Annotated in this window: 11 protein-coding genes and 1 other RNA gene; 7 read left to right on the forward strand and 5 right to left on the reverse strand. The window is 60.2% G+C overall.

The features are described 5' to 3' along the window. Positions 1-23 precede the first annotated feature (23 nt). The 3 genes from zipA (at position 24) to QRN38_RS03665 (ending at position 4,989) form a co-directional block, all read left to right on the forward strand. Positions 24-890 carry a cell division protein ZipA gene (zipA, locus tag QRN38_RS03655; RefSeq protein ID WP_003376124.1) on the forward strand — a complete coding sequence of 289 codons (867 nt, stop codon included), beginning with the start codon at positions 24-26 and terminating at the stop codon, positions 888-890. 127 nt (positions 891-1,017) lie between these two features. After that, positions 1,018-3,381: an NAD-dependent DNA ligase LigA gene (ligA, locus tag QRN38_RS03660; RefSeq protein ID WP_057419316.1), complete on the forward strand. Its 2,364-nt coding sequence runs from the start codon at positions 1,018-1,020 to the stop codon at positions 3,379-3,381. Between the two features lie 441 nt (positions 3,382-3,822). Beyond that, the gene (locus QRN38_RS03665) at positions 3,823-4,989 is read left to right on the forward strand and encodes a zinc-binding metallopeptidase family protein (RefSeq protein WP_005765290.1); all 1,167 of its coding nucleotides are present in this window, start codon (positions 3,823-3,825) and stop codon (positions 4,987-4,989) included. 52 nt (positions 4,990-5,041) lie between these two features. Here QRN38_RS03665 and QRN38_RS03670 read toward each other — a convergent pair whose 3' ends face one another. Then, positions 5,042-5,530 carry a GNAT family N-acetyltransferase gene (locus QRN38_RS03670; RefSeq protein WP_005765287.1) on the reverse strand — a complete coding sequence of 163 codons (489 nt, stop codon included), beginning with the start codon at positions 5,528-5,530 and terminating at the stop codon, positions 5,042-5,044. 225 nt (positions 5,531-5,755) lie between these two features. Between QRN38_RS03670 and ffs the strand changes: the two genes are divergently transcribed. Next, positions 5,756-5,852, forward strand: an RNA gene (ffs, locus tag QRN38_RS03675) — signal recognition particle sRNA small type. Positions 5,853-6,031: 179 nt separating this feature from the next. Here the strand turns inward: ffs and QRN38_RS03680 are convergent. Beyond that, complete coding sequence (locus QRN38_RS03680) at positions 6,032-6,709, reverse strand: type III effector HopAZ1 (RefSeq protein ID WP_057419317.1); 678 nt, start codon at positions 6,707-6,709, stop codon at positions 6,032-6,034. A 335-nt stretch (positions 6,710-7,044) separates the two neighbouring features. On the opposite strand from QRN38_RS03680, the gene QRN38_RS03685 reads away from it, so the two are divergent. Beyond that, a complete protein-coding gene (locus tag QRN38_RS03685; RefSeq protein WP_007245264.1) occupies positions 7,045-8,169 on the forward strand; it encodes a mechanosensitive ion channel family protein in 1,125 nt (374 codons plus the stop codon). Positions 8,170-8,178: 9 nt separating this feature from the next. Here the strand turns inward: QRN38_RS03685 and QRN38_RS03690 are convergent, their stop codons facing one another. Beyond that, on the reverse strand, positions 8,179-9,861 hold the full coding sequence (locus QRN38_RS03690; protein WP_011104648.1) for an acid phosphatase: 1,683 nt from the start codon (positions 9,859-9,861) through the stop codon (positions 8,179-8,181). A 91-nt stretch (positions 9,862-9,952) separates the two neighbouring features. Further along, the gene (locus tag QRN38_RS03695) at positions 9,953-10,753 is read right to left on the reverse strand and encodes a substrate-binding periplasmic protein (RefSeq protein WP_057419318.1); all 801 of its coding nucleotides are present in this window, start codon (positions 10,751-10,753) and stop codon (positions 9,953-9,955) included. Positions 10,754-10,853: 100 nt separating this feature from the next. Between QRN38_RS03695 and dnaX the strand changes: the two genes are divergently transcribed. Continuing rightward, positions 10,854-13,076: a DNA polymerase III subunit gamma/tau gene (gene dnaX, locus QRN38_RS03700; RefSeq protein WP_057419319.1), complete on the forward strand. Its 2,223-nt coding sequence runs from the start codon at positions 10,854-10,856 to the stop codon at positions 13,074-13,076. 61 nt (positions 13,077-13,137) lie between these two features. Further along, the gene (locus QRN38_RS03705) at positions 13,138-13,464 is read left to right on the forward strand and encodes a YbaB/EbfC family nucleoid-associated protein (protein ID WP_002552818.1); all 327 of its coding nucleotides are present in this window, start codon (positions 13,138-13,140) and stop codon (positions 13,462-13,464) included. Positions 13,465-13,581: 117 nt separating this feature from the next. Here the strand turns inward: QRN38_RS03705 and QRN38_RS03710 are convergent, their stop codons facing one another. Next, positions 13,582-15,057, reverse strand: coding sequence for an aldehyde dehydrogenase family protein (locus QRN38_RS03710; RefSeq protein ID WP_057419320.1), 1,476 nt, complete (start codon positions 15,055-15,057; stop codon positions 13,582-13,584). Positions 15,058-15,139 lie beyond the last annotated feature (82 nt).

A 15,139-nucleotide genomic window follows, 5' to 3' on the forward strand; every position in this document is an offset into this window, starting at 1 on the left:
CTTCATTAGAGGCACTGGATTACATGGAAATCGGTCTGCGCGAGTGGCTGATCGTCATCGGCATAATAGTCATTGCCGGTATTCTCTTTGATGGCTGGCGCCGTATGCGCGGCGGCAAGGGCAAATTGAAATTCAGGCTGGATCGGAGCTTCTCCAACCTTCCGGATGAAGAAGAAACCACGTCTGCCGAAGTGCTGGGTCCGCCGCGTGTGCTGGACACGCACAAGGAGCCGCAGCTTGACGAGCATGATTTGCCGTCGATGAGCGCCAACCCGCGTGACAACAAGCGCGGTGCCGGCAGCGAAAAACGTGGTGACAAGAAGCGTAAGGACGAGCCGCAGCAGGGCGATCTTAATCTTGATCTGGACGGCCCGAGCCTGTTCACGGCGCGCGACGACGATTTCCCGGATGATAAACCGGCCCAGCGCATCACCGAAGACAAGGACCTGCCACCAGTAGAAGAAGTACTGGTCATCAGCGTGATCTCGCGTAATGAAGGCGGCTTCAAGGGCCCTGCGTTGCTGCAGAACATTCTGGAAAGCGGTCTGCGTTTTGGCGAGATGGACATTTTCCACCGTCACGAAAGCATGGCCGGTAACGGCGAAGTGCTGTTCTCGATGGCCAATGCGGTCAAGCCCGGGGTATTTGATCTGGACGACATCGACCATTTCAGCACCCGCGCAGTGAGCTTCTTCCTTGGCTTGCCGGGCCCTCGTCGTCCCAAGCAGGCTTTTGATGTGATGGTTGCCGCTGCTCGCAAGCTGGCTCACGAGCTGGATGGCGAATTGAAAGATGACCAGCGCAGTGTCATGACCGCGCAGACCATCGAGCATTATCGCCAGCGTATCGTCGAGTTCGAGCGTCGTGCGCTAACCCAGCGTCGCGGGTAAGCGTCATTGCACCGGTCCCGTGCCAGGCGTGTGCTTGGGCATGCCTTGCGCGGAACCGGACTGAAAAAGAACAGAACCAACAGATGAGCAGCCTCGGCTGCTTTTTTGCTTTTTGAGAGAACACCGTATGAAGGCCGCCGAAACCCGAATCCTGGAACTGCGTGCAGAGCTGGATCAGCACAACTACCGCTATCACGTTCTGGACGAGCCGAGCATCCCGGATGCCGAATACGACCGCCTGTTCCACGAGCTCAAGGCCCTTGAGGCAGAAAACCCGCATCTGGTCACGCCCGATTCGCCGACCCAGCGGGTGGGCAGTGCCGCCTTGTCGGCTTTCACCCAGGTGCGTCACGAAATGGCCATGCTCAGCCTGGGCAACGCCTTTGAAGAAAACGACCTGCGCGAGTTCGACCGCCGTGTAACCGAAGGGCTGGACCTGCCTGCCGGGGATCTGTTTGGCGAAGGCGGCAAGGTGCAATACAGCTGCGAGCCCAAGCTGGACGGTCTGGCGGTCAGCCTGCTGTACCGCGACGGCGCACTGGTACGCGGTGCCACGCGCGGCGACGGGACCACGGGCGAAGACATCAGCGTCAATGTGCGCACCGTGCGCAATATCCCGCTCAAGCTGCAAGGCAAGGGCTGGCCAGAGCTGCTGGAAGTACGCGGCGAAGTGTTCATGTCCAAGGCCGGTTTCGAGCGGCTCAACGCCAGCCAGCTGGAAGTCGGCGGCAAGACCTTCGCCAACCCGCGCAACGCCGCTGCTGGCAGCCTGCGCCAGCTGGATTCGAAGATCACCGCCAACCGTCCGCTGGAATTCTGCTGTTATGGCCTGGGGCAGACCTCGGCAGAAATTGCCGACACGCACATCGGCGTGCTTGAAACGTTAAAAAAATGGGGTATGCCGGTCAGTCGCGAACTGAAACTGGCGGACGGCGTCGAGGAATGTCTGGCTTACTACCGCGACATTGGTGAGCGACGTCTTTCGCTGACCTACGAGATCGACGGTGTGGTCTTCAAGGTCAACAACCTGGCGGCGCAGCGCGAACTGGGCTTTCGTGCCCGCGAGCCACGCTGGGCGATTGCCCACAAGTTTCCGGCCATGGAAGAGCTGACCGAACTGCTGGACGTTGAATTTCAGGTCGGCCGCACCGGCGCGGTCACGCCGGTCGCGCGCCTCAAGCCGGTCAAGGTTGCCGGTGTCATGGTCGCCAACGCCACGCTGCACAACATGGATGAAGTGGCGCGGCTGGGGCTGATGATTGGCGACACGGTGATTATCCGTCGCGCCGGTGACGTGATTCCGCAGGTAGTGCAGGTCGTCGTCGAGCGTCGCCCCGAAACCGCCAAACCGGTCGAAGTCCCGCAAAGCTGCCCGGTGTGCGGCTCGCATGTCGAGCGCACGCAGTTGGTCAAACGCAGCAAGGGCAAGGAAACCGTCACCGAAGGCGCGGTGTATCGCTGCGTCGGACGGCTGGCCTGTGGTGCGCAACTCAAGCAGGCGATCATTCACTATGTGTCGCGTCGGGCAATGGACATCGAAGGCCTGGGCGACAAGACCATCGAGCAACTGGTCGATGAAAAGCTCATTGGTTCGCCTGCCGACCTGTACAAACTGAAATACGAACAGATCATCGACCTGGAGGGTTTTGCTGAAATCTCCAGCAACAAGCTGCTCAAGGCGATTGCCGACAGCCGACAGCCGACCCTGGCGCGCTTCATCTATGCCCTGGGTATTCCCGATGTAGGGGAGGAGACGGCCAAGGTACTGGCGCGCTCACTGGCGTCGTTGGACCGCGTCAAACAGGCACTGCCGGAGGTGTTGACGTATCTGCCGGATGTCGGTCTGGAAGTCGCTTACGAAATTCACAGCTTCTTCGAGGATGAGCACAACCGCAACGTCATCGACGCGCTGCTGGGCGAGTGCGGTCTGCAATTGCAGGATCAGGGTGAGCTGGGTGCAGAGTTTGCCGCCAGCACCACGCTGGAAGGCCTGATCGACAAGCTGCACATTCCATCTGTAGGGCCGGGTGCTGCACAGAAACTGGCTGACCGGTTCGGCACGCTGGAGGCGGTCATCAGCGCTGACTGGCTGGACATGCGCCAGACGCTGCCGGAGAAACAGGCCAAATCGGTCCGCGACTTCTTCGACGACAACGCCAACGCCGAACGCGCCCGCGCCATCGAAGCCCAGCTCAAGGACTTCGGCATGCATTGGCGCAGCGAGAAAAAAACCGTCGAAGGCTTGCCGCTGGCAGGCCAGACCTGGGTGCTGACCGGTTCGCTGGAACGCATGAGTCGCGACGTGGCCAAGGAAAAACTCGAAAGCCTTGGGGCCAAGGTGTCCGGCTCGGTATCGGCCAAGACCCACACCGTGGTCGCCGGGCCAGGTGCGGGTTCCAAACTGACCAAAGCCAACGAACTGGGCCTGACCGTGCTGGACGAAGAGGCACTGCTCAAGCGCCTGACCGAACTGGGCGTAGCGGTTGATTGAGCAAGGCCGGTGATGCATGCCTACGCACTTGTCCGCTGTGGAGGCGGACCGGGCGAAGCTCCGCTTGTCCGCGAACTGTCGTGAGCCGACAGTAAAACCGGTGCGCCCGGCACCTCAAAAGCCCTGTTTTGCGCGGTCATCAGGACGTGTGTGTAACGCTGAGCGCTGTAGCGTTGGAACGATAATCTCGACTATCGTGCGATGCACTGCGCGTAAGCATGCAGTTTCCAGCCTTTGATTATCGTGCCGACGCTCCGCGTCGGTGCGCCGTGCTGGACGCTCTGCGTCCGATCTTGCATGGGTAGTGCCAGACCCCACCGACGCACCGTTTTCGCCCACAAAAAACGCCGCCAACACTGTCCGTCTCCGCCGCTCGATAATATTTTGAACCCCTGCAGCGTCGGCATGATCTAGTCCATGCAAGGCCAACGGGAGATCGCCATGTATCGCTTTTTCGAGCAATTGAGTTCACGCATTACCGCCCCATTTGTCGGCGAATCCAAACGTAACAGCAAGGTCTGGCAGTGCACCTGCGGCCAGTCGGTGTTTTTCCCCAATTCTCAATGCCTGGCCTGTTCGGCGGCGCTGGGTTATCTGCCAGAGCAGAGCCGGGTGGCTGCACTTGAAGCGGGTCCTGACGCCGTGACCTGGCGCTTGAGTGACGAGCCGGGCGCAGGCCTGTATCGGCGTTGCGCCAACCTAGACACGCCAGCGGCGTGCAACTGGTTATTTCCGGCGCACAACGCCGGTGAGTTTTGCGTGGCATGCAGTCTCAATCGGACCATTCCCGACCTGTCCATCGTCGAAAACGGCGAGCGCTGGCGCAAGGTCGAGACCGCCAAGCGCCGCCTGGTCGCGCAATTGATTTCACTGGGTCTGCAAGTCATCCCCAAGACCGTCGATGAAGAAACCGGCCTGGCCTTTGACTTTGTCGGCGTCGATCTGGAAGGCAAGCTGCCGACCACCGGCCACGCCAATGGCCTGATCACGCTGAACATCGAAGAAGCCGACGATGCACACCGCGAAGCCATGCGCGTGCAGATGCACGAACCGTATCGCACCTTGCTCGGCCACTTCCGCCACGAAGTCGGTCACTACTATTGGGATCGGCTGATTGCCGATACCCGCTGGCAGGACGGTTGCCGCAACCTGTTCGGCGACGAGCGCGCCAGCTACGCCGATGCGCTCGATCACCACTATAAGAACGGCGCGCCCGACAACTGGCAGGAAAGCTTCGTCAGTGCCTACGCCACCATGCACCCGTGGGAAGACTGGGCCGAAACCTGGGCTCATTACCTGCACATGATGGATGCGGTCGATACCGCGTTGGGCTTTGGCATGAGCGCCCGCGACATGGAGCTCGACTACCAGCCATTTCCGCTGGAAGTCCTCTACGATCCACAGCACCCCGGCGGCCCGGCGTTCCTGTCGTTCGTCAATGCCTGGATCGAGCTGGCAAGCATGCTCAACGAGCTGTCACGCAGCATGGGGCAGCCGGATTTCTATCCGTTCGTGCTGCCGCCGGCGGTGATTGCCAAGCTGCACTTCATCCACTTGGTCATTCAGGATGCAGGCGGCAAGGCCGATGAGGTCTTGTTGGCTCAATAACCCAGGCAGCGCCTGACATCCCGGGATGTCAGGCGCGCGCTCAAACTCCGTATCAAAGCTTCAATACCAGCCTGCGCTCGAAACCGATCCGTCCGCGATACGCCTCTCCGGTGTCAATCCAGCCCTGACCCACATAAAGCCCGATGGCAGCGCTGTTGTCGGCGTCCACCGAGAGCATCAACTGCGTGATGTCCGGCCATTTCAGACTCAGTGCGGCAGGCAACGCCTGCAGGCATGCCTTGCCCAACCCTTTGCCCTGTTCACGGCGGTCGATCTGCAAGGCATGCAGCGTCGCAGCCAGTTCTTCCTGAGCCCAGTGCGGCAGGCAGTCGCCACGCTTGAGCAGAAAAAAGCCCACAGGCCTCTCATCGGCCAGAAGCACGAAGCCGCAAACGTTCGGATTGGGATTGACCAGAAGCGTATTGAGCGCCGTATAGATGTCGCCGGAGAACTGCGTCTGTTCCGGCGTGACTTCCAGTTTTTCCAGCTGCTGGCACTGGTGTGGATCGAGATCGTGGTAGCCGACCAATCGAGTCTGCATGAGCAACCTGCTGGCTGATTATTATTGAGGCGGGCAGGGTACAGGATCGTGCGGGGGTATTTCGAGGATTTGAAGCACTGCCGGTGAAGGCGGATTTGCGTTTCGGCCCCGGTACACAAGTGCTTGAGCGCTATCGAAATTTTTATCCAGGGCAACGGTTGTAAACTCGCGCAAGACCGGTACAATGGCGCGGCTCGCCACTGGCGAGCGTCGTTATGGTGACCCCATCGGTCCCCCCGCAACGATTACCCGTGAACCTGGTCAGATCCGGAAGGAAGCAGCCACAGCGGGAACATTGTGTGCCGGGGTGTGGCTGGTGGGGGCACCACCTATCTCAAGGTATTTTTTGAAAAAGCCCTGCCAATGAAATATCAATTCATTCCTGTTTCGACGGCGTGTTGAGCCGGCGAGAACTTCGTGCATTTGTAAAACCGTCTGCCCGACACGCAGAGATAACCGCCGGATGTTTATAATCCAGCGGTTGATCCTGCGTGTCCTGTCTTACTTCCAGCGCGCCATGAAAATGGCCCTACCGCTTTCATGCGGTGAGCGATGAACCAGCTTGGGAATGCTTTCTTCAGTGATGCCTTTGCCTGCAAAGAAGTAGAAGCGGTCTTTCTTGGCTTCGTTGGTTTTTTTTGCGATAGCTTCGGCGGTTTTTTGTGCGTCAGCTTCGGCATTTTTGGGGATCATTTCTGCGTATTCCCCTGTTTCAAAAAGCTTTTTCGATTCTGATGGCTTGATGAACTCGGTGCCTCGGCCTTCAACGGTTGCGATGCAGATGACCTTTTTCGGCTCCTTATCCTGGTGCCATTTATCCGCCCCCTGATTTTTGGCCCGCCGCAGCTGAAATTCTTGTGGTTTCAGTTGTTCCTGTTTCCCGGTAAGTCTCGTTGCAATGTCTTTTGCCACTGCCGTGACCGAGCGCTCATAGTCCGTTCCCGTCAAGTCGATGACTTGTCCTACGGTCTGGTTTCGCCATGCGGGATTGCTGAGCGTGCTTCGCTGATGCAAATAGCTTTTCGTAGGCTCCGACATACGAACGCTGAAATATCCCTTATCCTTGAGTCTTTCCGTCTTTTTCTCAATGACTTCAGGCTTCAGTTTCAACTCATCAAATGGCTGGGGCTGGATGTGATAGGCCGATGTGCCCGCTCCGCCACGGATGCTATTGATCATAGGCATTTCCTCCGGGTAAATGGATGGTTCAAAGTTGGGGCCGCCTCGCAGGCGTTTTAAATAGCCGTGTTTGATTTCCCAATGACCGGGGCCTTGGTGGCAACCAGTTGAAGAGCGGTTCCGTCAGTCGGTCGGTTTTGACAGGCAGAGGGTGTGCGCTGTCATTGTCGCGCCGTCAGCCACCAGCCAAATCAAACTGAACCCTCACCCCCACACATCGCCTAACCCCCTTACGCGTCGCTTGAAACCGTTTTACGGCAAGGGGCAATTCAGGTCGCTGCGGGTGTCACGGGCTTTTCGGTCAGGCTTCTCGCAGCATCGGAGCCGGGGGCCGGATGGAACAGGACATCATCAGATTTTTCACAGACTCAGAATTTCTGGGTATTTCGCTCGCTAACTGGATAGTTGCGGTTTTTGTCTCGACCATGAGCTTTTTGCTGGTCAGGGGTGTTATCGGCTTTGTGCTGCGAAAGATGCGCGCGCGGCCAGTCACGCCCAATCGGCATATGAGCTACATCGTTGTGCAGGTGCTGTCTGGCACCAGTAATACGCTGTTGCTGCTGGCGTCGATTCTGGTCGGCATCGGTATGCTTGATCTGCCGGAGCGTTGGCTTGGGCGAGTGAGCAGTTTGTGGTTCGTGGTCGCGGCGTTGCAGGTCGGGCTGTGGGCGAACCGGGCAATCGCCCTGGCGTTGCAGCGCTATTTCGTTCGCCATAACACCGATGAAACCTTTCAGGGCAGTGCCTTGGCGACCCTGAGTCTCTGGGGCGCGAAGGTGTTGTTGTGGGCAACGGTGGTGATGGCGATGCTGTCCAACGTCGGGGTCAATATCACCGCGTTTGTGGCCAGTCTCGGGGTTGGCGGTATTGCAGTGGCGCTGGCGGTGCAGAACATCCTCGGTGACGTCTTTGCCTCGCTGTCGATTGCAGTGGACAAGCCGTTCGAGATCGGCGATTTCATCGTCGTCGGGGCGCTAGCGGGTACGGTCGAGCACGTCGGCCTGAAGACCACGCGCATTCGCAGCCTGGGTGGCGAACAGATCGTGATGGCCAACGCGGACATGATCAACAGCACCATTCAGAACTACAAACGCTTGCAGGAACGACGCATCGTCTTTGACTTCAGGCTCACCTATGACTGCTCTGCCGATCAGGTGCGCGAAGTGCCGAAGAAGGTCGAGAAGATCATCAACGCGCAGAAGCTGGCGCGCTTCGACCGCTCGCATTTCCGTGGCTTTGGCGAGACGTCGCTGGAGTTCGAGACGGTCTTTATCGTTCTCGACCCCAGCTATAACGTCTATATGGATGTGCAGCAGGCGATCAATCTCGAGATCATGGAAGCCTTTGCCGAGATGGATGTGCGTTTCGCATTCCCGTCCCGCACGGTGTACGTGGCGTCCTTGCCACCTGTGAAAACCTCACGGCACACCGCGCTGGAAGCTGCCGACGCTAACGCGTAAGCAGTTTTATCAGGCGGGAAAGTGCAGGGCGTTGGTCAGGTCGCCCATGGGCGCCTGGCCGCGCGCGATCATCGCTTCGTCGCGGCGTTTCAGGCCGTCGAGTTTTTCCAGGCCGTGAACGCGGGTGATCAGGCGCAGGATCGAGGCCGTGTCGTAAACCGTGTGGTCCACTTTGCCTTTGCGCGCGAACGGTGAAATCACCAGTGCCGGAATACGCGTACCGGGGCCGAAGCGGTCGCCTTTGGGCGGTGCGACGTGGTCCCACCAGCCGCCGTTCTCGTCGACCGTGACGACGATGACCATGTTGTCCCACTGTGGGCTGTTGCGCAGCACCTTGATCACCCGGTCGATGTGCCGGTCACCCGACGCCACGTCGGCATAACCTGCGTGCATGTTCAGGTTGCCCTGAGGTTTGTAGAAGGCCACGGCAGGCAACTTGCCCGCTTCTGCGTCCGCGAGGAAGCGATTGGTGCTCGATTCGTCGCCCAGGCCGCCATCGCGCAGGCGCTTCTTACGCTCCTCAGGGTTCTGCGGGCCTTGCTGTTTGAAGTAGTTGAACGGCTGGTGATGGTATTGAAAGTTGGGGATTTTCGGGATGCCGGTGGAGTCCTTGAATTCATCCAGCGTCACCTGCCAGGCCCCGGCGTACCAGGCCCAGTCGACATTCCTTTTCGACAGCTTGTCACCGATGTGCTCGTGGCTTTGCGGCACCAGCACGTTGGCCAGGTCCGGTTTGGAGTAATCCGGGTTCTGCGGGTCGCGCAGCCAGGTTGGCCAGTACGGCGGGGCCAGGGTGTTGACGGCGTAGTTGTCCGGGGTGATGGCGCTGGGGCCGAACTGTGGAGGCCCTTCCATGGCGCTGGCGGGTGACTTGTCCAGTGGTTTGAGGCGCGAGTCCAGCGGATTCATGCTCTGCAACGAGGCGATCTGCGACTTTGCAGGCGAGTCGGCGGCGTTCGGGTAGATCGGCGCAGTGGCCGAGATCAGGTATTGATGGTTGAGGAACGAACCGCCGAATGCACCCTGAAAGAAGTTATCGCACAGCACGAATTCCTTGGCGACGTCCCACAGACGCAACGAGTACTGCGTCTGCGCGTAGTTGCCCATGGTCAGCCCGCCGGCATCGGCCCAGGCGACGAACCGGTCGTTCTTGCCGTCGTTGATCTGCATCTGGTTCTGATAGAAAACGTGCCACAGGTCGCGGGTGACCAGGCTCAGCGGCAGGTCCTCGGCGTTGGGTCCCTTGAGCGGGAAGGGCGCGTTAGGCAGGTTTTCCTGAAACTGCACGCCCACCGGGTAGGTCACGCCGTCGACGGTCTGCGGCCCGACTTGCAGGACACCGCCCCAGGCCGGCGGCAGTTTGTCCAGCAGGGTGCCATTGCGGTCGCGCTGCACATAATCGGCAGGCCTGACGGAAGACAGGGGTTTCTGCACGCCCGGGAAATTCCCGAACAGGTTATTGAAGCTGCGGTTTTCGGCGTAGATGACCACCACGGTCTTGACGTTTTCACGCAGTGCACGGTCCAGCGCCGGTCCGACCAGATGATGTTTTTCAGCCTCTGCGGGCGGTCTTTCATGAGCCGAGACGTAACCACTGAGCGTCACACCTGCGCCCAAGGCTGCCATACCACCGAGAAAACGACGGCGGCCGGGGTTCTCGTTGGTGTTTTCGTCTTCTGGTTTGTCGCTCATGCCGAATACCCGCGCTGGTTAGTTTGTTACCAAAGATTTCAGGCGAGCGTAGCGATGAAATGTGACGGTATTGCTACACGTTGCCGGGGTATCAAGGCGCAAGTGGCGCGGTGTAGCGATCGATGATTCGCTGGATTTCTCCCGACATACGCATTCGTACCAGTGTGCGCAGAATCCTGTTCACCGGCAGGTCCGGGTTGTTACGAATCAGGCAGGCTGCGGGCTGGTCAGCAACCAGGGCAATAGGCTTGAGTTTTTTGCCGGTGGGCAGGCTGCGATTGGTCCAGTCGAGGATCAACTGATTGGTCACGGCGTAGTTGTAGCGTCCTGCCATCAACTTGCCCAGCGTCTGGCTTTGAGTGCGTGCGTCTTCACGATTCAACTGGTGGCTGTCGAACAGGTGCTGCAGGGCAGGGTAGTTGTAGCCCAGCACGGTGCCGACGGTCTCGGTATCGAACTGCTCGGGGTAAGGCCCGGCAGCGGTCTCGGCCGAGGCCACCAGCCAGTCGCGCTGGTAGAGAATCGGCAGGCTCCATAAATAGTCGCCTGACAGGTCGGGATACCATGCCTGGGCGCTGTAGCAATGGATGTCCACTTCGTCGCGCTCAAGCGCCCCTTGAATGCGCAGGCGCGGCATGACGTGGTACTCAGCTTCTCTGCCCACCTGATGCGCAAGGCTTTGCATGATATCGAACAGAATGCCGGATTCGGGCTGGTAGTCGGTGATGTGCATCATCGGCATGCTCCAGCCCTCGTTTACCGCAAAGCGCAGCGATGCCTGCCCCGCCTGGCTGGTTTGCAAGAATGAGAGCAACAGGCCCGTCGCGATCACGATCGCACGGGCAGTTTGAGGCCGTGCAAGAGCCCGGATACAGCGCTTCAATTCATCCATTTAGCTAGCGTAGACACAATAGAGACGGACACCGGATGCAATTTTGCCCCTGCTCGGCTAGCATTGGCGGTCTTCCGCTTACCAGTTGCGACGGTTTTCAATGAGTTATCAGGTTCTTGCACGTAAATGGCGTCCGCGCTCGTTCCGCGAAATGGTCGGCCAGGCCCATGTGCTCAAGGCCCTGATCAACGCGCTGGACAGCCAGCGCCTGCACCACGCCTATCTGTTTACAGGTACGCGAGGCGTCGGCAAGACCACCATTGCGCGGATCATCGCCAAGTGCCTGAACTGCGAAACCGGCATCACCTCGACGCCCTGCGGCACCTGTTCGGTGTGCAAGGAGATCGACGAAGGCCGTTTTGTCGACCTGATCGAGATCGACGCCGCCAGCCGCACCAAGGTCGAAGACACCCGCGAGCTGCTGGACAACGTGCAGTACGCGCCCAGTCGCGGACGCTTCAAGGTCTACCTGATCGACGAAGTGCACATGCTCTCCAGCCACTCGTTCAATGCCTTGCTCAAGACGCTTGAAGAGCCGCCGCCCTACGTCAAGTTCATTCTGGCCACCACTGATCCGCAAAAGTTGCCGGCGACCATTCTGTCGCGCTGCCTGCAGTTTTCCCTGAAAAACATGACGCCCGAGCGCGTTGTCGAGCATCTGACCCACGTGCTGGGCGTCGAAAACGTGCCGTTTGAAGATGACGCGCTGTGGTTGCTCGGGCGCGCTGCCGACGGTTCGATGCGCGATGCCATGAGCCTCACCGATCAGGCGATTGCCTTTGGTGAAGGCAAGGTCATGGCGGCCGATGTGCGCGCCATGCTCGGCACGCTGGATCACGGCCAGGTTTTCGATGTGCTGACCGCGCTGCTGGAAGGTGACGCCCGTGGTGTGCTGGAAGCCGTGCGCCATCTGGCCGAGCAGGGGCCTGACTGGAATGGCGTACTCTCGGAAATTCTCAACGTGCTGCACCGCGTGGCAATTGCCCAGGCGTTGCCCGAAGGCGTCGACAACGGCCATGGCGACCGCGACCGGGTGCTGGCCCTGGCGCAGGCACTGCCCGCCGAAGACGTGCAGTTTTATTACCAGATGGGCCTGATCGGCCGTCGTGACCTGCCGCTGGCACCGGACCCGCGTGGCGGTTTCGAGATGGTCCTGCTGCGCATGCTGGCGTTTCGTCCGGCTGACAGCGAAGACGCTCCCAGGCAACCGCTAAAGCCAGTGGGGATCAGCCAGGCCACGGCTGATTCCCGCAAAACGGTGGCTGATGCGACACCTGTTGCATCGCCCGCTTCGACGCCGCCGGTCGTGGCTGCGCCTGACCCGGCCTTCGAAGCGCAGCCGCCTGCGTATGCGCCGGCGCCGGCTGCTGCTGTTCAGCCAGAGGCAAAAGCCGAGCCTGCGCCGCAAATCAAACCCGAGCCTGAGCCGCAGCCTGAACCCAAGCCTGCGCCGGTCGAAGAAATCGATCTGCCGTGGAACGAGCCGAAAGCGCCGGTGGCCGAAAAGCCTGCCGAGCCCGAGCCCGAGCCCGATCCTGTGGCAGAAGTTGAAGCAGAGCCCCAGCCTGAGCCGGTAGCCGAACCGGTTCTGGAAACGGTTTCCGAGCAGCCGGACCTCACGCCGATGCCAGCCCCTGCGCCCGCCAGCCCCGTGCCGGATGCGCCGCAGGGCCAGCCGTCGCCGCCGGTTGAGGAACAGCAGGTCACGCCTGCGATGCTCGAAGCGATTCCTGACTCAGCCTATCTGTCCGCCCCGATGGACCGCGATGACGAACCGCCAGCGGACGATGATTACGTCGAGCCGGACATCGACATCGACCCGGCGTCGTACAGCTATCTGGATGAACTGGCCCACGACAGCGTCGTCGAGCTCGAGGCCGTTGAGCCCGAGCCTGCTCCGGCCGCCATGCCGGCCACCGGTCTTGCTGCCGATTGGCTTGAAGTGTTTCCCAAACTGCCAATCTCCGGCATGACCGGCAGCATCGCCGCCAACTGCACATTGATAGCGGTCGATGGCGACAACTGGCTGCTGCACCTGGACCCGGCGCACAGCGCGCTGTTCAACTCCACGCAACAGCGCCGCTTGAACGATGCGTTGAACCAGTACCATGGGCGCACGATCAACCTGAGTATCGAGCTGATCAAGCCCGAGCAGGAAACCCCTGCCCAGGCCGCTTCACGCTTGCGCACCGAACGCCAGCGTCAGGCCGAAGCCTCGATTCAGGCTGACCCGTACATCCAGCAGATGCTCCAGCAGTTTGGCGCTGTGATCCGCGAAGATACGATCAAGCCCGTGGACGCGCCGGTGGTGCAGACTCAATAATTGAAGACAGGGCGCCTTCGGCGCCGCGCAAACAAACCATGCATTTTCGAGGAGATATCCCATGATGAAAGGTGGCATGGCTGGCCTGATGAAGCAGGCGCAGCAAATGCAGGAAAAAATGGCCAAGATGCAGGAAGAACTGGCCAACGCGGAAGTTACCGGTCAATCGGGCGCAGGCCTGGTGAGTGTGGTGATGACCGGTCGTCACGACGTCAAGCGCATCAATCTGGATGACAGCCTGATGCAAGAAGACAAGGAAGTGCTGGAAGACCTGATCGCCGCCGCCGTCAACGACGCCGTGCGCAAGATCGAACAGGCCAGTCAGGACAAGACCGCCTCCATGACCGCCGGCATGCAACTGCCACCGGGCATGAAACTGCCGTTCTGATGGCAACTGCGCAATGATTGATGCCAGGCCAGGTGCCTGGCATTTTTCTGTCTGCATGCGACGCGGAGCGTCGCACGATATGTGCATGACGCTGGGTGCTCTGCATTGGCACGACCGTTACATCAAGTCAGCCGGAGCAAACCCCACAATCGCCTTGGTCTCCAGATACTCCTCGAACCCATGCACGCCATATTCACGCCCATTACCCGAACGCTTATAGCCGCCGAACGGCGCCATCGGGTTCCAGGCAGGATAGTTCAGGTGCACCTGGCCGGCGCGAATGCGCGAAGCCACCGAGCGGGCCAGCTCAAGGTCCTGGCCCTGAACGTGGGCGCCCAGCCCATAAACCGTATCGTTGGCAATCGCCACCGCTTCATCGATCGTATCGTAGGCAATCAGGCACAGCACCGGACCAAAAATCTCCTCACGGGCGATGCGCATCGACGAATCCACCTCGGAAAACACCGTCGGCCGCGTATAAAAGCCCTGCTCGTGACCTTGCACACGCCCCGGCCCGCCACAGACCAGTTTTGCACCCTCACAGATACCCGCATTGATCATCGCCTGCACGCGATGAAACTGGGCCTCGTTGGCAATCGGCCCCAGCACGGTGTGGTCCAATTGCGGATCACCGACGACGATCGTCCCGGCCGTCTGGGCAGCCAGCGCTTCGACTTCTGCCAGGCGGTTTCTCGGCACGATCATGCGCGTCGGTGCGCTGCATGACTGGCCGACGTTACGAAACGCAGCCATCACCCCAGGCGGCACAGCGTTGGCGAAGTCGGCGTCAGGCAGCAGAATGTTCGGCGATTTGCCGCCCAGTTCCTGGGTGACGCGCTTGACGGTCGGCGCAGATGCCTGCGCGACCAAAGCGCCCGCACGGTTCGAACCGGTGATCGAAATCATGTCGATGTCAGGATGCGCAGCCATCGCGCCGCCCACTTCAGGGCCGCTGCCATTGACCAGATTGAACACCCCAGGCGGCAGCCCGGCATCGTGCACCAGTTGCGCGAACAGCAATGCGCTCAATGGCGACAGTTCGCTGGGCTTGAGGACCACCGTGCAACCGGCAGCGATGGCCGGGGCAACTTTGGCGGTTATTTGATAGAGCGGCCAGTTCCACGGCGTGATCAGCGCGCACACACCGATCGGTTCACGTTCGATGGCCGTGCCGCCTTCGACCGTCTGGAAGCGATAGGTTGCCAGCAGATCGCGCGCAACCCGCACGTGCTCCGCGGCGAGCGGCACCTGCATGGCACGCGCAGAACTGATGGCTGCGCCCATTTCCAGCGAGATCGCCTGCGCAAGCTCTTCCTTGCGCTCGATGATCAGCTCATGAATCCGGCCGATGACCTGCGCGCGAACCTCAGGCGAGGTGCCGGACCAGCCCGCAAAGGCCGCACGAGCGGCTGCAACGGCGCGGTCTACATCGGCAGCGGAACCACTGGCAACGTGCGCCACGACCTCTTCAGTCGCCGGGTTGACCACCGCAATACTGACGGGGCTCTGCGGCGCAGACCAGTGACCATCGATATAGAATTTTTGCGCCGTGTGCGGATCAACGCGATGGCTGTTCAAGGGCTGTGTGATCATCCAGCGGGCTCCCTGGAGCGATAATGATTTGATAGCCATAAGCTAACAAAGCGGTCTGGACAAAAAGCGCCGATCTGGCGGG

The sequence above is a fragment of the Pseudomonas sp. CFBP2511 genome (genome assembly GCF_030209255.1).
GTDB classification, from domain to species: Bacteria; Pseudomonadota; Gammaproteobacteria; order Pseudomonadales; family Pseudomonadaceae; genus Aquipseudomonas; species Aquipseudomonas avellanae.